Genomic DNA, 15,457 nt, shown 5'->3' with positions numbered 1-15,457 from the left:
TCACATCCAAATCGTTCCGCTACTCGATGATCCAAAAACCCCACCACTGCTAGCACTTGCGCTCAACTTACGAATCATCAGACTCATAACAAGCACACCCACTGCAGCGCCTAAAGCCGCCCCCACTGCTGCATTTTTCAATAATCCGGCTCCTGTATCTGCCCCATCAAAACCGCGTTCTTCCATCGCATATACTGGGCATCGGTCATTAATTTATTGACGTGCCGGTGTTTTTTATCAAATGCGTCCATGCCGATACTTTCCACAGCATCACCGGCCAGCTCGATCTGATGACCGTACCACCAGACCGAATCTGACACCGCCTCACCCGTTGCGGTGACTACCTGATCTGCACGGCGATACATCCACCAGACACCAGCAGCAGCAACCACGGCCAAGGCGGCAAACTGCTTGTTAGTAAACAGTGCCATTGCATTACGCCAGCGCCACGGAATCAGCGATAAACTGATCACTGAATGGGTTAATGCCGTTTTCGTGGCGGATGATGGCTTTTGTCAGATCGACCAAGCGACCACGGACGCTGAATGGCTCGTCCGGATGAACGTTCAGCTGATCAGAGACATGCTCGATATATGCCCCGGTGTTGTTTTCTGTGCCCGGTGCAAAGCGGCTAATGATCTGACTGACGGTGTTCAGTCCGTGTTTTTGCTCGTAGTTGAGCAGCAGACGCGCACCGGCACGGATGCCCATTTCATGGGATGAAAACGTTTCAAACGTGGCATCACCTCCGTCGGTTTCACCCTGCCAGTTGATCCCTGTTTTTTTGATGTTGAAGGGGTTTTTATTACGCAGGCCCCGCGCGCTGCTAAATACGCTCTGATGCGTCATGATTTTGTATCCTGTAATTAGTGCAGCTGCCGTTAAAAACAGCGTTAGCGGTTTCATGGTTCTGGTTCAGGTTCTGGTGGCGGTGTGAAATCACCGGTTTCTGAGTCGTACAACCAGCCGATCTGCGCTGTGTCTGAAGGAATCCAGTTTTCAAAAAGAGACGTTTCTGAGATCACGCGATTGATTACAACCCCGCTTTTTACGATGACAAAATTCACTATTTGAACTCCCAAATCGTCACGCAGCCGTTAGCGCCACGGCCTGACGTCGCCATATATCCCGAGGTACTCAACTGATATGCAGCGCCCCCGCCTCCACCTGGAAACTCTCCATCCCCTGCTGTAATGGCAGCTGCGGAAGCCGAAACACCATAGCCGCCTGCCCCTGCAATGCCGGAGCCGCTGCCAGCGACAACATAGAGTGTTGACGACGTACTACCCCGAGCCGCTGCGCCACCTCCTGCAGCAACACTGAGACCATTAATCCCCGACTCCAGCCCTCTAGTTGTGAAGACATCTTGCAGTGAGCCATAAACTCCGCCTGCACCTGGCATCAGCAGCGGAAACACCCAGCTGCTGCCCCCAAAAGACCAACTCTTAATACGCTCAGGTTGACCGTGAATTCGCTGAACTGGCATCAATTTAAAATCTGATGACCCGCCCGTACCGCCACGCGCAATCAGACCGTTAAATGACGAATCCCCGCCATCCAAACCATAAAAAAGCACCGAAGACGACGCAGCACGAGACGAGCCACCTGCCCCGATCAGCACTGATCTATTCTGCAGTTCTAATACCGACATCCATTTCGATAAGCATTGACCACCCGCCCCGCCACTGGGCGCACTTCCTGCCCCACCCACCCGCAGCGCACCACCGCCACCGGCACCAACAACCTCAACAAAAATAGTTTTGGTTTTTTTATCCGGCGCGAACACACCAGATGACGTGAAAACGGTTTTCTTATGGAATCCGCCCGATTCGGCGGTGTTGATTACTTGCATCATGCGAATGCCTCCATTACTGATAGATCAACATCATGATCTGGCGACCACACCCGCACCGCTGCGGCTGTCTGAAGCTCTAGCCAACCCACAAAATCCCCGCCCCCAATCAGCCGTACACCCGCAGCCGTGGCGGCTGAGGGGTTGCTGATTCGACACGTTGTTTTATCGGTGCCAGTGACCTGGATACCGATAACCTGACGACCTGGACGCGCTGCAATATCAACGTAGCTGCCTGCTGTAATAGTGTGATCCGCAAAAACAATCTGCTGATCACGATCAGAGACAGTTTGCACCGCTGGCAAGTTGTCGATACTGACGACTGAGCTGGTAACGTCTACTGTGCCACTAACTTCGACAGCAGAGCCGGTAACGTCTACTGTGCCGCTAACTTCGACAGCAGAGCCGGTAACGTCTACTGTACTGCTAACCGCAACGCTCGACCCCGTCACGTCAACAGGCCGCTGAATCTGCTCAATAATGCTAGATGTAATTGCAGACATAGGGGGCGTATAACGACCAAATCCCATGCGCACGTCAATTTCCTGATCTGCGCCGCGCGCCTGGAACTCCAACGACTCGAACGCGATATGCAGCGTTTCGCCCTGACCCATTGTTACCGTCTGTTCACGACCCGGGAGCCGGAACGTAACATCAACATCACCTGTGGCATTGCGAATAAAAATATACTCACCGGAGGCAGGAACCGGGGTTTTATGACTGCTAAAAATATTAATTTTCATCGCATCACCACCGCTACCAGTACAACAGCACCAACCGCCAACCCACCGAATATCAAGGCGGTTTTGCTGTTTGCTGACTGCATCTCAGACTGGCCGGACGTGAGCACGTTGGTCAGCGTTGACTGCAGCGCCTTAGATGTTTCGCTGAATGTTTTTTGAGCTGATGAAACCGACTGAGCAGCTGATCCGGACACGGTTTCAAGTGCTTTGTTACTCGCACCTTCTACGCTGTTAATTGCTCGATAGCTCGACTGCAGCGCCGCCTCATTAGCCGCGCGCACATCAGCACTTGCACGCTCTGCACTTGACTCCAAAAAACCTAACGATTTATCAAATGCATATTTTGTTGACGCCTGAGATTGTGCCGCCGCACTAGCCGCCGCTGCTGCTGATAACTCGGCAGCTCGAGTAGCTGACGCTGCCGCTGTATCGATTGCGTATTTTCCTGCTCGCTCGACAAAACCAGCATAGCCACCGGCCAGATTTAAAGCAGCGTCCTGCGTTTTCGCAGCCAGTGCCACGGCGTTATTATTCGCCTGAGCAGCAAGAGCCGTATTATTGCTGTTAGCCTTTGCAGCCAGAGCAACAGCATTAGCTGTTGCACCGCCATCGGTCATATAGATCCGCGAATCAGCACCGGCATTAATACTATTATTATTCGCCCCCGAAACCTGCGCTGCCGCACTCTGGTCATAGTTGTTTGTGGTTTTTTTACTGTCAAAAGCCATTAACTATCGCCCCCGAAAAATCAGATAAACAACGCCCACAACAGCTACAGCAGAAAGCACATTACCCACGCTAACCCCCCAAGGCCCAGATGCCTGATTAAATCCTGTAGGCATTGGAGGGATGGCGCCAAAGCTGATACCACCGAAACTAGCACTATCGCCACCACCAACCCCGCTACTTCCGCTAAATCCACCTCCACCCGTATTAATCATTTACGACCCCCTACTGCAGCGATTAGAACAAGCAAGATAAACCCGCCGCCAATTAGCGCTGGCACCATGTATTGCTGCGGTTGCGCCTGCGCAGCCCCTTGCGTCTGCGCAGTCCCCTGCGGCTGCTCAACAGCAGCCGTGGGAACCGCGATCTGATCACTAACAGATGCTGTAGCCTCAGGTGTCGGATTATGCTGCGGCGGACTGATCTGCTCGAGACCATGCTCCAACCATTTTTCTGACACACCCCCCAGCGCATCCCCAATTGAGTCAAAGAAACTCATGACCTACACCATCTTTTTGACGTAATCGGTGATGATCTCAATAGAACCAGACGCTGCAGAGTCGATTTTTAGAATCAGCTCGTCGTATAGCGTCGAATCCATATCAGCGAGTGAAAATCCGGTTGCGATTGGGTCAATAATGAAATAACCGGACACGTCAGAGATACCCAATTTTTGCCCACGAACCTTTTGCAAATACGAGTTCAGCGCGCTAGTGAGCTTCCATCGGTGGACGATCTGACCATCGCGTTTGCCTTCAAACGTCACTTGATCAATAGCGCCGGGGCCTTTCATGTAGATTGTCCGAATATTGATACCGGGGCCTTTGATCAGTTTGTCGAACGTGTTTTCACCATCGACACCCGCAGTCAAAACCTTACGGTCAAGTCGTCGCTCCATCACACGGCCACGGCGTACCATCTGAATTCCGCCCTGACCGTTCGGCATTGCGCGTGAAATCGGACTGGTTTCAGACCAAACGCGCAGATAGTAGCCACCTTCGGGCGGGGTATCTGACAACGTGCCGATCTCTAATTTCAGGAGCCAGCTCTCGCCGTGCTCACACACCAGCGCCGTTGCATCCTGGCCTTCGATAGTCATCGCATCAGGATCAGAAAAACGAACTGGAATAAACGAGGTCAAATTGCGGCCACGATGTTTTTCAAACACATCTACAATTTCAGTGCCCGATGTAACGCGAAAATCATCAGAGCCGTTTAACACGCTGATTTTTTTCAATTGAGCATATGGAATATTTGTATCCAACAACAGCGACTCATATACAACGCCGTTCGGCATTGTCAGCTGTAGCGTGCTACCAGATGCCAGAGCACCGTCCGGTGTTTGCATTTGATCAGTAATCGTACGAGACATATTATTTGCCCCCTTTCAGAACTGCAGCAGCTTTTCCAGCACCCAGTTTTTTCAGTGCATAAATACACACACCGAAGGCGGCCATAGTCACAACACCTGTAACGACTAATTTCACGTCAATGTTGTTTTTGACCGTTTGTTTTAAATCTTCACCCATTATTTTTACCCGTTGCGATTGATTAAGCAGACAGGAGAAAGCGTAAGTGGTGGTCAAGGTTGGCTGTAAAGAGGGGGCGACCTATAGGTTAGATTTAAACCTATAGGTCAAATTTAGTGGTTTTCAGGCCACTTTTTTGCGGGTTCTGCGGCCACGCTGGCCTGATTTGTTGCGGTGCTTGTAGGTCACTTTGACCTTGGAACCCCCCCCTTTTTCGATCCGGTAAAATTGCAATGGCTCCGTCCGTGGTAGTGTCTCTGGGTCTATGGGGAACATTTTTGCTAGATATTTAGCGTCGTGCTGTGCCTGCAGGCCTACAAACACAATCGCGCTTTGGGTTAAAAGCTGCTTCGGAATCTCTTGGCAACGCTGTGTGCAAGTCACCAGAATAGCTCCGTATTTTCGGCCACGTCGTATGATCCGACCAAACTGCAGCGGTGCTTTACCCGCGCCCAACTCCAAGTCAGCGGCCTCTTCAACTACAACGTACGTGTCTTTTCGACCATCCAATACAGCCCAAACAGCAGAACACCACCAGAGAAATGTCTCCTGATCATCGTCACCACTCCACCCGACCCTGAACGGTTTGCCACTTTTATTGGCGCTGTTCAGCGCCTTCAAAAATCTCCTCTTATCGGTAAACCTCAGACAGTCATGGTCTTTGTCCACATCCCAAAAAACCGCCCGTACCCCATTTGCGGGAATAATATCGTACATACACTGAGATTTACCGCCACCCGTGGCGGCGGTAACGCAGGTATGACGATTTGATAGACTGGTGTCTTCGTTAATCGCCATCGGTTCCGGTACCCCCCTCATCAACCGAATCATCATTAGCAGCAGCGGCAGCTTCAATAGCTTTACGCTCTAAAACTGCCAACTCACGAACCGTAGGTACAAAATACATACCGGCAGCAATGGCCCAGTCGTATTTCTCTAACATTTGCACCAACCAAGGAGGCATTTGACCGCCTGTTTTTCTGGCCAGCGGCAACAGAGCCTCAACCCCAGCCTGTTTTTTATCGTCATCAATTAGCTCAACAGCATTCGGGAACATGGGGCCAGTCCCCATAACCCACCAAAAAGTGCCATTAATCTGATCTGCAAAAACCTGCGCCTGTTGCTCTTTTAGCTCTGACTGCTCTTTCTCGGCCTTACTTTGTGCGCTGATTTGCTCAGGGGTCGGCTGATCCAATTCCCCCATCATATCGTCCAAAGTGAACTCTTGGTCTGTTTGACCCTCTAAATCTTCATGCTCTAGCAGATCCTCATTATTACCGGACATTTTTTACCACCAATTAACCGTTGAACGGATACCCAAAACGCTCAAACCAACGACAAACAAAACTACAACCACAGACCCCAGACCTAGGGTGAACTCTTGGTCTGTTTGACCCTCTAAACCTTCATGCTCTAGCAGATCTTCATTATTACCGGACATTTTTTACCCCCAATTAACCGTTGAACGGATACCCAAAACGCTCAAACCAACGACAAACAAACCTACAACCACAGACCCCAGACCCAGACCTGAACCGCTGCCCTCTTCCACAAGTTCGCGGTTCTGCTCAGGTTCTGGGTCTGTAACCTGTTCTTTTTTTTCTGGATCTGACACCTGCGCTTGCTGCTCTGCTTCAAGGTCACGGGGATGCGCTTGATAATCCACCCCAGCAACCAGCGACCCCACGGGAACCATATTTTTACGCCAATATGATTGAACCCAATCCCCTGTTTGCTGGTTTAAACCGCATCCATCATTGCGACTGGTACCACAACGTTTTTGCAGATAATCGCCCTTTCTGCTGGTCTTTTGAATGTAAGCCCGACGGCCACATTCACAGACGATTTCACTTACCGTTTCAGCCATTGCGCTCAATCTCCCGTTTCACTAATTCAGTTGTTACCCGTAGCTGCAGTTCTGCTAGCTCAGAAATCAACGGTTTTACTAATAGCGTCGGCGTGACTTTCACTTTCTCCTTCAGCACTGCCATACGTTCCACTGCTTGCGTCATCTGTTGATTGTTCACGGTGTTTCTTCTCCTTATAGTCGTTATACGCAATAATTAAAGCGGCCACTGCCAAACCAAGAACCAAGGCCAGTTCATGCCCCTGAATTTTTAGCCCGGCAAAAACGCTCAGAATAAAAAACCCGAACTGAGTAAAAACGCTCAGTGCTTCGCTGATGATGTGTTTTGCTGCTTCCACTGTTTAACCCTCTGCTCCATTTCCACCAACGCGCCACCCAAGCCCATGATTTTTGCCGGATAGAGCTCTAGCGCCTCATGCATCTGTTCACGCTCAACAAATTCGATCTGTTCAGCGTTAACCGGCTGCTCAGCCCATTCCTTCAACTCCTGATAACAGCTGTTAATTTCCTCATACAGCTCATAAACTGACTTCTTACCCATACCAACCCCCATCTATAAACCCTTAATCTCAATTTCTGAAATCTCAACGTCCAACACCTCAGCCAGCTTGAACAGCTGAAAAGCCGACATACGCGATTCCCCATTCTCAAATCTGCTTAGCTGCGCCCCTGACACACCCAAACGCCTTGCAACCTCAGCCTGCCTTAATCCCTTAGCTCTGCGCTTATACTGAAAAAAATTACCCAACCAAAAATCAAATCCGCTAACCATATCGCCCCCACTTCCCCCCACTCTGAACAAATCCAAAAAAGACAAACCAATTACCAACCCAACTGCAGTACCCACCACGCTAAAAATAACAAACTCAGACATACCAAAGCTCTCCTAAATCCTCCAATTCTCCGGTATCCCAACCGGCCCAAAGACGTTCCACCGATCTATCAACAGAATCACCCTCCGGCAAAGCCTCATTTCTAGCCCTGCGATCTGCTACAGCATGACGAACACGGGCAACCCACGAAGGTGACGGTGGTGGAATGGGGCAGAAATTGCCCTCGGTGATCATTTCCTGATCCAGCGCAGAGACCTCTTGAAGTGCGCGCAGCCTGATGACTTCGCGTTCTGACGGGCTGAAGTTGGTATCAGGACAGTTATTGACAGAACTCCAAGGCGAACGCTGCGCGTCGCTAAATTCAACCCCCTTAGATTCGTACTTTGACTTCACTTCCCAAATATAACGGCGAGTAAGCAACGCAGAACCATGGGAGATAACACCTTTAACCACATGAACCAGATCACCGAAAGCGCCATAACGAAACGGGTTGATAGATTCTGTTTTACCATCAATACGAGCCACTTGTGGGGCGGTTGTCATCCACGTTTTTATAGGTCGCTCAGCCGATGGCAACATAGGCCCCCCCATAATCATCACGTATGCCGCCCAGTCCGCCCAGTCCGCCACTTCACGAGCCTTTGTTATCACGTCCGGCATTTTCTGGCCTGTGCGCTGCTCCCAGTCGTCAAGATGTTCTTTTTTCACCCTACGCAGTTCGCGCCAAACTGTCACAGACGGCCCACCAATCTGCTGAAACTGACGAATACCCCACGCCCCCGCCCACTCGCATATCCTTGCAGCAGACTGCTTTGCATCGTGTCCGTAGTTGTCGTAACCGACACCATGACCATCAATATTTTTAGAAATGTATTTGGAGATATAAGCCGTGGCCCCACCCTTTGATTTATCAATCAGCTCAACATCAAAGCGGTATTTTTCTGCGCCCTGCTCCTGCCCGTCTTCTTTCATTGCGTGATCCCGCATAATCTTATTCACCTGTAGACGGTGTTCTTCACGCATAAAAAACAGCATATGGGAGTGCGGCGTACCGTCTGAATGTGGTTCAGCAACGCGAAAGCCGTAAACCTGAACACCAGCTTCTTTCAAACGCTTGCGGATACCCGACCAAACCCCGTTCAGATAGTCTTGTGCTTGTCGTGGCGTTGAGCCGTTGTACTTGCGGTTTTTCCAGCCCTTTGACGTAGGGTGATATTTTGACGGGCAAGTAATGGTATAGAACACACCGACATGCCCCAGCTTATCAGCAACTTCTTCAAAGCCGCGAAGGCGCACCATTAGCTCTGCACGACGGATCTCCGGTTTACTAACCGATTTGTCTGCCAGCTCAGCAATCAACGCTGTGTACCCGTCTTGATTTGTGGCCTCCAACTGCTCTAACAGCAGGCGGTTGCGGCGCTTTTGCTGTCTACGCAACTTGAACGCACCATTACTAATATATGGCTGCTGATACTCATGCACGGCCCGCAGATTACGCGCGAGCTGATCTATAGACCTAATCTGTCTCTTGCGCATATTCCTACGCCAAAACCGCGCGTCAGAAAGCCGAAGTACCATACTAACCCGATCATCAATCGTTGCTTTTGGGTGATCTATATCGACAGGCAAATCAAAACCGTAAAAGGCGCATAGCTCAACACACACGCGAGAAACCGCCATAATATCAGCGGTCTTATTCATCGCTTTTGTGATTCGCTCGGCTTGCACATCCGCCCACGCCTTAACAGCATCATCATCATTTTGCAGATTAAAATCACCGCACTTCAACTGATCAACTGCAGCAGACGCGGTGTAATACAACTCTAAATTAGCTTCTCGATAATCTGAACGCTTACACGCCCGAGCATACATTTTTGCCACATGCGAATGCAGAAACTCAGGAATAACCGCAAAACGCTTATTCCTGATTCTCCGACAAATGTCTACCGGCCCGTAGGCCGGATCATTAAGAAAAGCCGTGGCTGTCATTGATCAACGCCCTGCTGCTATCAGACCAATCCCTTCATCAATCCCAATACCACCCAAACACCAGCGGATTTGATCGCCCCACACACGAGCTTCAATCTCAGGCAAGCACTCAAAATCACCAGCGAACTTATCCAGCTCGGACATAGACAAACCTGAACCCATAACGAATCCCAATGCCCTGACCGCTTCGTTATTTCGAGCGATTTCAAGCAACTCATGACGACCCAATGACGCGCCCAGACTTTCAAAACGAGCAATACGAGCTTGAATCTCTGCCTTAGTTCTCACACCGCACCCCCGTGCTCATTGCAATGGCGGCACAGGCGCAGCTCATCACCCAGCTCAACAGGAATATAATAATCTGCAACCCGATACCCGCAGTCATCACAGATATCTCTATCTGCCGATTCCGCATCAGTCAAATAAACGAGATCGCCTCGCAGCCACGCATAAACCTCGTTCAGATCATCAGACGGGCTTAGTGTGCGCTGCTGCATTTGAGCCTCTGCCTGATCTTTTGGCAAAGGCCCTGCATCTTCCTGCAGAATCGCCAGCTCACCGCACACGCGATAAGTTGAAGCCCACAACAAATACGCGCCGGTTTTTAGATCTGCGTTAAGCCGCTCAATACGCGCCTGAATCTCCGCCTTAGTTCTCATACCGCAACCCCTGCTGCTTTGCGCAGAAGGCCAAAAAAACAATATGAAGTGTAGGCCGGTGCAGTTTCACCCAACGACCAATAGAGCGTTTCACGCTCTGTCTGGTAGCGCTCGCAAATAACATCTTTAGACATATCGTAATCAAGCGGAAAAATGTACGTGCGCTTCTCAGTTTCTAGGTACTCGATACGCTCACGAATCTCTGACTCTGAACGCGCCGCAGGGCGATCAGCAACGGGCAGGCCCATCACTAAACGCTCTAACCGCGCTATCTCTTGGATCATGCCCCGACGATTATCCGTCCACGCCTTACGCTGCAGTGTTGCCACGCTTTCAAGTACCGATTTTACGCAAAGGTCTTGCTGCATCTGCTGAAACTCCACCGGCGGCTGGCGAACCGCTACAGCGGCTTGTTGTCCTAAAGGCATTGGGAAACCTCCCTGTTTATGCGGATTAATAAGGTTTTGCTTCAAGAATTTTGCGGGTTTCGGCCAGTACGTTAACGAACAGGCGACCCCGTGGACTGAACTGGTGACGGACAATAAAGCCATTCATCAAGGCCTCTTTAACCGTCTTAAGCGGGATGTGTGTGCGCTCTGCCCATGCCTCGGGTGTGCAATACGGGGCTTCTGTTTCGATGGACGTTCCATCACCCAAGGCCACACGCATGTACTTGTGGTAATAGCGGTTCATTGGGTGCTCTGGGTTCATCGTCTCTAACAACTGATCGGCTTCCTGACGCTCTGGTGCTGTGTGTGTCATATCCATATACTCAAGGGTTAGGTGTGTTTTACGTGGTTTTAACGTGTTTTAAGTGTTTTGCAGAACACTTGAGGGGAGAATAGTGTGCTCAGTGACACTTTGTCGACTTCCGTAGGGAAGAAAATTCAAGAAATGAGAAAGGCCGAGGGCTACACACAAGCCACCTTTGGTGAATTGGTCGGCCTCTCATTGGACACAATCAAGGGGTTTGAATCAGGGAGGAGCAAGCAGGTTTCAGTGGAAACACTGCTGAAAATCACAAATCATCCAGAGTTTGAGAAGTACACGCTTTGGCTGATGACGGGGCATGTAAGCCCGGAGGGTGGGCAGATTTCACCCGAAATTAAGCTGCAAGCCGCTCAACTCAAAACTGGGTCTTAGCGGCAAAAGTGCTATTTACCTGGTTCTCTCATATCGGCAGGGAACCCAGTTAATCGAGATTAAATGTTTGTAGGAAATATCTTTAATACCAAGGGGTTAGGCATGGATACAGCAGAGCTGAATAGGCTTTATAACGAGTGGCAGGGGATGGAAAAACACACAGCATCTGGTGGTGAGTTTACCTTTATCACTGACCCCAAGCAGTCGATCACAATTGAACTTTTCGCGGAATACCTAGGCTTAAAAGGCATTCAACGCTGCCCGATCTGTCAGTCTGAAGAGCTGGCTGTACCCGAAGTGCAAGATCTTATCGGTCACTTTTGTCAAAGGTATCAAGTCAGTACATCAGGCGTTCAACAGTTACACCCAATGGATCAGCAGATCCTAAAAGAGCGGGGTGTCACGACTCAGCCTTTCACTGAACATTTTGCCCTTGACTGCCTGAATTGCGGGCATCGTGCGCTGTTCAGCAAAAACATGGTGACTAAAAACATCGACAAACTGCTAGGAAAGGAATCAGAATAATGGTGAGTAAAAGCAGAATTGGCGGCCATCCAACACAGGATGAGTCTTTCGATTTCAGCACGTTAATAAATTCACCCTATAAAGAGGACAGTAGCATGGCATCACCTGGCTATGTCACCCATGACCAACTTAGAGACTTTGGCGATAAATTCGAAGAACGTTTTGAAAAACGCTTCGATAAGATGGATGCGCGCATGGATCGTATGGACGCGAATATTGCTGAAATGAGCAAAGGCATCGTTGCCCTGACTGCGAAAGTTGACCATATTCCGATGCAACTGGAAAACCAGAAGCTGCAAACCAAGCTCGATATTGAGGGCATGCTCAAAGAGCAGAACAAAGAGATTAAGAGTGACGCTCGATATAGAACAACCATTACTATTGCAGGCATTGGCCTTGTCGTTGCGCTTATTCAGGCGGCACCTGCCATTTTTAGCGCTATGACTTCCGCCCCATAAAAAAAGCCACCCCTGGGTGGCTTTATCTTGCTGCGGGTTTTGACTGGCTGAGCAGTTCTTTAAAGTCTCTGGGGACTGTGCCGCTTTTGATCATTTTCAGGAAGGTGGCGTAAACATCGTTTTTGTCGCCTTCTTTCCTGATGGTGTTCTCATCGTTCATCCAGATATAGATGATCGATTTAGGAGCCGAGGATTGATACCGGAAGAAGATCCGGTAACGGGGCTTCAGGTGCTTTTTCACCCGTCGAAAACTTCTGTTTTCTTTGCCCAGTGTGTTACCCAGTGCAAAGTCTTTATGGGCAGGATTACTCGGCACATGATGCCGAATATTTTCGAGCACCTGGCGAAAAAGAACGACATCGGGGTGACTGAGAAATTCCTGCTTAGAGAGGTTCTGGGCAACGACTCGCTGCTTTAGCTTTTCAACTTTGGCCTGCAGATCCTGAAGGATCTCTTTCATCAGGTAAAAGGTGTGCAGCGTCCATCCGTTGGCTTCTGTGGTTTCCATTAACCTTCCTGCAGCTCCTCGGCTTTGGCTTCTTCTTCAATTTTCAGAATGTCGTCGTACAGAGACTGCATGCTGTTCATTTCAGAAGCGGTAATGGGTTGCACCAGATCTGAGTTTTCATCAATCGCTTTGTCCAGCAGGCTGACGAACACGGCTTCTGCGTGCTCTTCGTTGCGAGCCATTCGGCGGCTGTTCAGATCAATGACATTGGTCTGTGCATTCATGGGGTTTTCTCCTTATGCGCTGAGAAGTGTTTCTGCAACGACCAGCAAGGTTAGGCGTGACTCAGAATGAACTGCTTCTTCTGTTCACGGGTCAGACCCTGCGGGATTTTAATTTTTTCGCCACTGATGGCTTTTTTCATACGCTCCAAATCAAAATCACCGATTTCACGAGTCTGAATCGGTGCTGATTGTGTGTCCCTTGGATTTTTCATTTTTTAAGCACCTGAGAATTTAGTGCGCAGATGCATTAAATGATAGGTTTTTATACATTTGCGCGCAAACAATTTTCAATTTGTTTGCAGTGGTTTTAAGGTGTTTTAAGGCGGTTTAATATGTTTTGTCTGTTCAAACAAGGGGTTAGCAGTGGCGATAAAACCTGTAAAAAATGGTTGGCAGGTAGACTTTAAAGTCGCGGGTCGTGGCAGCAGACGGTATAAGCGGGTGTTTCCGACAAAAGGGGAGTGCGAGCGCTTCCAGCGGTACACCATCGCCCAGTATGAGACGGATTCCGGTGCAAAGCCTTGGCTAGAAAAACCACAGGACAACCGGCGACTGTCTGAACTGTCTGAACTCTGGTACCAGAACCACGGGCAGTACTTGCGGGATTCAAAGCGAACCTATAACAAGTTGAAGGCCACGATTGAACGGCTGGGCAATCCCGCTGGCTCCAAACTGACCGCCGCTGACTTCATTCGCTACCGATCAACCCGATCCCAAGAAGGGATCACCCCCAAGACGCTCAATAATGAACTAGGCTACCTGTCTGCGGTACTGTCCGCACTGGCCAAGACGGAGGAGATCACCTTTCCCAATCCGTTAACCAGTGTTGACCGGCTGAAAATCGTAGAGCATGAGCTGGCCTTTCTGACCGATGACCAGATAACCGAGCTTCTGACGGAAACCCGCAAGGCTGATAATCCTCACGTTACTCTAATCAGTAAAGTGTGCCTGAGTACCGGCTGCAGATGGGGAGAAGCGGAGGGGCTGACGGTGCAACGGGTGCGGCATAATCGGGTGATCTTCACGGATACCAAAAGCGGCCGGAATCGTGCAGTGCCAATCAGTGAAAGCCTTTACCGAGAGTTGCTAGACCATAGCACCCTGACTGCCGGCAACCGGATTTTCTCAGGGTCGATCAGCAGTTTCAGGCGATCACTGAACAGAACAACAATCGAACTCCCCAAGGGGCAAGCGTCCCACGTTCTCCGGCATACGTTCGCCAGTCACTTTATGATTAACGGGGGGAATATTCTTACCCTGCAGAAGGTGCTCGGGCACAGTGATATCAAGATGACCATGCGGTATGCGCACCTGACACCAGATCATCTGCAAGAGGCGGTCAGGCTCAACCCACTGGCACAAAAAAAGGGCGAACCGTAAGAGCTGTGTGCTCCTACCGTTCACCCTTTCCCGTATTGACTTAAAAAACCCTTATAAATCAATACTTTGTTGGTGGAGGCGGGGGGAATTGAACCCCCGTCCGCCAGCCCTCTGCCATCGGATCTACATGCTTAGTTTCGTTATTTGATTTAACGCGTAGCACTCCAACGAACAGGATTGCTTAGCGCGAGTCTCTTAAAGTTTTAGCAGCGCGGTCTGAGACGGACTTTGCTGCGAGCCTGTTTCGCGGGCTCATACCTCGTCTAGAAGTTACAGGCAACTTCCGTCTGAGGGAGCTGCATTAAGCAGCTAGAGCGTAGTTTTCGTCGTTTGCGACTATAAAGTTGTAACGCTGGATTTACGAGATACGTTACCCTCTCGACATGCACCTCAGGGTTTGTAGCCGGCGTCGAAGCCATGTCGCCCCCAAAGAAGTTAGGCATTCTAACAGAGTTGCCCTTAGTTTGCCTAATTATACGAGCCGCTTAACTTATCCGGCGTGTTCTCGCACAATTCGTTGTTTCTGACGACCCCAATCGCGGTCTTTATCTGTTGCTCGCTTGTCATGAAGCTGCTTACCGGTTGCTAGAGCTATCTCGCATTTTACTTTGTTATTTTTCCAGTACATCGCCAAAGGTACACAGGTGTGACCTTTTTGTTGTACGGAGGCAAAGATTTTTGCGATCTCTTTCTTATGCAGTAAGAGTTTCCGGTTACGGGTTGGTTCCGCAAGAATATGAGTTGATGCACTAATTAAAGGTGTGATGTGTGTTCCCATCAGCCACACTTCTTCGTTGTGCATGACAACGTAGCCCTCGGTAATTTGGACTTTGCCTTCACGGATGCTTTTTACTTCCCAACCTGCAAGCGATAATCCCGCCTCGAACTTCTCATCAATATGGAATTCGTGTCGGGCACGCTTATTTAAAGCGATTGTTGGGCTGTTTGATTTTGCTTTCTGTTTCTTAGCCATGTTGAGCATTATAAGACGAAGAGAGGCAAAGGGCTATTAGGCTAAACC

31 protein-coding genes and 1 other RNA gene are annotated in these 15,457 nt (G+C 49.8%); 4 read left to right on the top strand and 28 right to left on the bottom strand.

The annotated features are described in order from the left end of the window. From G517_RS20675 to G517_RS0101790, 23 genes are all read right to left on the bottom strand, one after another. Positions 1 to 141: a hypothetical protein gene (locus G517_RS20675; RefSeq protein ID WP_157833132.1), complete on the bottom strand. Its 141-nt coding sequence runs from the start codon at positions 139 to 141 to the stop codon at positions 1 to 3. Further along, positions 138 to 431, bottom strand: coding sequence for a hypothetical protein (locus G517_RS0101895; RefSeq protein ID WP_028302987.1), 294 nt, complete (start codon positions 429 to 431; stop codon positions 138 to 140). The genes G517_RS20675 and G517_RS0101895 overlap by 4 nt, the downstream gene beginning before the upstream one ends. Before the next feature lie 4 nt (positions 432 to 435). After that, on the bottom strand, positions 436 to 849 hold the full coding sequence (locus tag G517_RS0101890) for a hypothetical protein (protein WP_028302986.1): 414 nt from the start codon (positions 847 to 849) through the stop codon (positions 436 to 438). Between the two features lie 53 nt (positions 850 to 902). After that, entirely contained in the window at positions 903 to 1,067 is a 165-nt protein-coding gene (locus G517_RS20670) for a hypothetical protein (RefSeq protein WP_157833131.1), read from the bottom strand. Next, entirely contained in the window at positions 1,067 to 1,855 is a 789-nt protein-coding gene (locus tag G517_RS0101880; RefSeq protein WP_028302985.1) for a glycine-rich domain-containing protein, read from the bottom strand. Before G517_RS0101880 ends, G517_RS20670 begins: the two co-directional genes overlap by 1 nt. Beyond that, positions 1,852 to 2,595, bottom strand: coding sequence for a translocation/assembly module TamB domain-containing protein (locus G517_RS0101875; protein WP_028302984.1), 744 nt, complete (start codon positions 2,593 to 2,595; stop codon positions 1,852 to 1,854). The genes G517_RS0101880 and G517_RS0101875 overlap by 4 nt, the downstream gene beginning before the upstream one ends. Further along, positions 2,592 to 3,323 (bottom strand): hypothetical protein, encoded by a 732-nt coding sequence (locus G517_RS0101870; RefSeq protein ID WP_028302983.1) that lies wholly within the window; start codon positions 3,321 to 3,323, stop codon positions 2,592 to 2,594. The genes G517_RS0101875 and G517_RS0101870 overlap by 4 nt, the downstream gene beginning before the upstream one ends. Before the next feature lie 3 nt (positions 3,324 to 3,326). Then, positions 3,327 to 3,536, bottom strand: coding sequence for a hypothetical protein (locus G517_RS0101865; protein WP_028302982.1), 210 nt, complete (start codon positions 3,534 to 3,536; stop codon positions 3,327 to 3,329). Continuing rightward, positions 3,533 to 3,820 (bottom strand): hypothetical protein, encoded by a 288-nt coding sequence (locus G517_RS0101860; RefSeq protein WP_028302981.1) that lies wholly within the window; start codon positions 3,818 to 3,820, stop codon positions 3,533 to 3,535. Before G517_RS0101860 ends, G517_RS0101865 begins: the two co-directional genes overlap by 4 nt. 3 nt (positions 3,821 to 3,823) lie before the next feature. After that, positions 3,824 to 4,693 carry a major capsid protein P2 gene (locus G517_RS0101855; protein ID WP_028302980.1) on the bottom strand — a complete coding sequence of 290 codons (870 nt, stop codon included), beginning with the start codon at positions 4,691 to 4,693 and terminating at the stop codon, positions 3,824 to 3,826. Between the two features lies 1 nt (position 4,694). After that, positions 4,695 to 4,850: a hypothetical protein gene (locus tag G517_RS20665; RefSeq protein ID WP_157833130.1), complete on the bottom strand. Its 156-nt coding sequence runs from the start codon at positions 4,848 to 4,850 to the stop codon at positions 4,695 to 4,697. A gap of 123 nt (positions 4,851 to 4,973) precedes the next feature. Next, positions 4,974 to 5,669, bottom strand: coding sequence for an ATP-binding protein (locus G517_RS0101845; protein WP_157833129.1), 696 nt, complete (start codon positions 5,667 to 5,669; stop codon positions 4,974 to 4,976). Next, positions 5,638 to 6,135 carry a hypothetical protein gene (locus G517_RS0101840; protein WP_028302978.1) on the bottom strand — a complete coding sequence of 166 codons (498 nt, stop codon included), beginning with the start codon at positions 6,133 to 6,135 and terminating at the stop codon, positions 5,638 to 5,640. Before G517_RS0101840 ends, G517_RS0101845 begins: the two co-directional genes overlap by 32 nt. 3 nt (positions 6,136 to 6,138) lie before the next feature. Then, on the bottom strand, positions 6,139 to 6,291 hold the full coding sequence (locus G517_RS20660) for a hypothetical protein (protein ID WP_157833128.1): 153 nt from the start codon (positions 6,289 to 6,291) through the stop codon (positions 6,139 to 6,141). 3 nt (positions 6,292 to 6,294) lie between these two features. Next, complete coding sequence (locus tag G517_RS0101830; protein WP_028302977.1) at positions 6,295 to 6,717, bottom strand: hypothetical protein; 423 nt, start codon at positions 6,715 to 6,717, stop codon at positions 6,295 to 6,297. A gap of 59 nt (positions 6,718 to 6,776) precedes the next feature. Further along, positions 6,777 to 7,055: a hypothetical protein gene (locus G517_RS0101825; protein ID WP_028302976.1), complete on the bottom strand. Its 279-nt coding sequence runs from the start codon at positions 7,053 to 7,055 to the stop codon at positions 6,777 to 6,779. Continuing rightward, positions 7,019 to 7,258 (bottom strand): hypothetical protein, encoded by a 240-nt coding sequence (locus G517_RS0101820; RefSeq protein ID WP_157833127.1) that lies wholly within the window; start codon positions 7,256 to 7,258, stop codon positions 7,019 to 7,021. Before G517_RS0101820 ends, G517_RS0101825 begins: the two co-directional genes overlap by 37 nt. Positions 7,259 to 7,270: 12 nt before the next feature. Further along, positions 7,271 to 7,591, bottom strand: a complete 321-nt coding sequence (locus G517_RS17380) for a helix-turn-helix domain-containing protein (RefSeq protein WP_036590094.1) — start codon at positions 7,589 to 7,591, stop codon at positions 7,271 to 7,273. After that, positions 7,584 to 9,539: a replication endonuclease gene (locus tag G517_RS19880; protein WP_051205865.1), complete on the bottom strand. Its 1,956-nt coding sequence runs from the start codon at positions 9,537 to 9,539 to the stop codon at positions 7,584 to 7,586. Before G517_RS19880 ends, G517_RS17380 begins: the two co-directional genes overlap by 8 nt. A gap of 3 nt (positions 9,540 to 9,542) precedes the next feature. After that, a complete protein-coding gene (locus G517_RS0101805) occupies positions 9,543 to 9,827 on the bottom strand; it encodes a hypothetical protein (protein ID WP_028302974.1) in 285 nt (94 codons plus the stop codon). Continuing rightward, entirely contained in the window at positions 9,824 to 10,198 is a 375-nt protein-coding gene (locus G517_RS0101800; RefSeq protein WP_028302973.1) for a hypothetical protein, read from the bottom strand. The genes G517_RS0101805 and G517_RS0101800 overlap by 4 nt, the downstream gene beginning before the upstream one ends. Beyond that, the gene (locus tag G517_RS0101795) at positions 10,195 to 10,626 is read right to left on the bottom strand and encodes a hypothetical protein (protein ID WP_028302972.1); all 432 of its coding nucleotides are present in this window, start codon (positions 10,624 to 10,626) and stop codon (positions 10,195 to 10,197) included. The genes G517_RS0101800 and G517_RS0101795 overlap by 4 nt, the downstream gene beginning before the upstream one ends. Before the next feature lie 25 nt (positions 10,627 to 10,651). Next, entirely contained in the window at positions 10,652 to 10,960 is a 309-nt protein-coding gene (locus G517_RS0101790; protein WP_028302971.1) for a hypothetical protein, read from the bottom strand. 84 nt (positions 10,961 to 11,044) lie between these two features. Between G517_RS0101790 and G517_RS17370 the strand changes: the two genes are divergently transcribed. From G517_RS17370 to G517_RS0101775, 3 genes are all read left to right on the top strand, one after another. Next, on the top strand, positions 11,045 to 11,341 hold the full coding sequence (locus tag G517_RS17370) for a helix-turn-helix domain-containing protein (protein ID WP_211224218.1): 297 nt from the start codon (positions 11,045 to 11,047) through the stop codon (positions 11,339 to 11,341). Positions 11,342 to 11,443: 102 nt separating this feature from the next. After that, positions 11,444 to 11,866 carry a hypothetical protein gene (locus G517_RS0101780; RefSeq protein WP_028302970.1) on the top strand — a complete coding sequence of 141 codons (423 nt, stop codon included), beginning with the start codon at positions 11,444 to 11,446 and terminating at the stop codon, positions 11,864 to 11,866. Further along, positions 11,866 to 12,324 carry a hypothetical protein gene (locus tag G517_RS0101775; RefSeq protein WP_028302969.1) on the top strand — a complete coding sequence of 153 codons (459 nt, stop codon included), beginning with the start codon at positions 11,866 to 11,868 and terminating at the stop codon, positions 12,322 to 12,324. The genes G517_RS0101780 and G517_RS0101775 overlap by 1 nt, the downstream gene beginning before the upstream one ends. Before the next feature lie 22 nt (positions 12,325 to 12,346). Here the strand turns inward: G517_RS0101775 and G517_RS0101770 are convergent, their stop codons facing one another. From G517_RS0101770 to G517_RS20655, 3 genes are read right to left on the bottom strand one after another with little or no spacing between them, the layout of a single operon-like run. Next, positions 12,347 to 12,832, bottom strand: a complete 486-nt coding sequence (locus G517_RS0101770) for a type II toxin-antitoxin system YhaV family toxin (protein WP_028302968.1) — start codon at positions 12,830 to 12,832, stop codon at positions 12,347 to 12,349. Then, positions 12,832 to 13,056 carry a hypothetical protein gene (locus G517_RS0101765; protein WP_028302967.1) on the bottom strand — a complete coding sequence of 75 codons (225 nt, stop codon included), beginning with the start codon at positions 13,054 to 13,056 and terminating at the stop codon, positions 12,832 to 12,834. The genes G517_RS0101770 and G517_RS0101765 overlap by 1 nt, the downstream gene beginning before the upstream one ends. 50 nt (positions 13,057 to 13,106) lie before the next feature. After that, entirely contained in the window at positions 13,107 to 13,268 is a 162-nt protein-coding gene (locus G517_RS20655; protein ID WP_157833126.1) for a hypothetical protein, read from the bottom strand. Between the two features lie 151 nt (positions 13,269 to 13,419). Between G517_RS20655 and G517_RS0101755 the strand changes: the two genes are divergently transcribed. After that, complete coding sequence (locus G517_RS0101755; RefSeq protein ID WP_028302966.1) at positions 13,420 to 14,436, top strand: phage integrase; 1,017 nt, start codon at positions 13,420 to 13,422, stop codon at positions 14,434 to 14,436. Between the two features lie 70 nt (positions 14,437 to 14,506). Here G517_RS0101755 and ssrA read toward each other — a convergent pair. Together ssrA and smpB are read right to left on the bottom strand one after the other, a co-directional pair. Beyond that, positions 14,507 to 14,864, bottom strand: a transfer-messenger RNA (tmRNA) gene (gene ssrA / locus G517_RS20395). 62 nt (positions 14,865 to 14,926) lie between these two features. Next, positions 14,927 to 15,409 carry an SsrA-binding protein SmpB gene (smpB, locus tag G517_RS0101750; RefSeq protein ID WP_028302965.1) on the bottom strand — a complete coding sequence of 161 codons (483 nt, stop codon included), beginning with the start codon at positions 15,407 to 15,409 and terminating at the stop codon, positions 14,927 to 14,929. Between the last annotated feature and the right edge of the window lie 48 nt (positions 15,410 to 15,457).

Source organism: Oceanospirillum maris DSM 6286 (assembly GCF_000422865.1).
GTDB classification, from domain to species: Bacteria; Pseudomonadota; Gammaproteobacteria; order Pseudomonadales; family Halomonadaceae; genus Oceanospirillum; species Oceanospirillum maris.
This window is presented reverse-complemented; position numbering and strand designations above follow the sequence as displayed.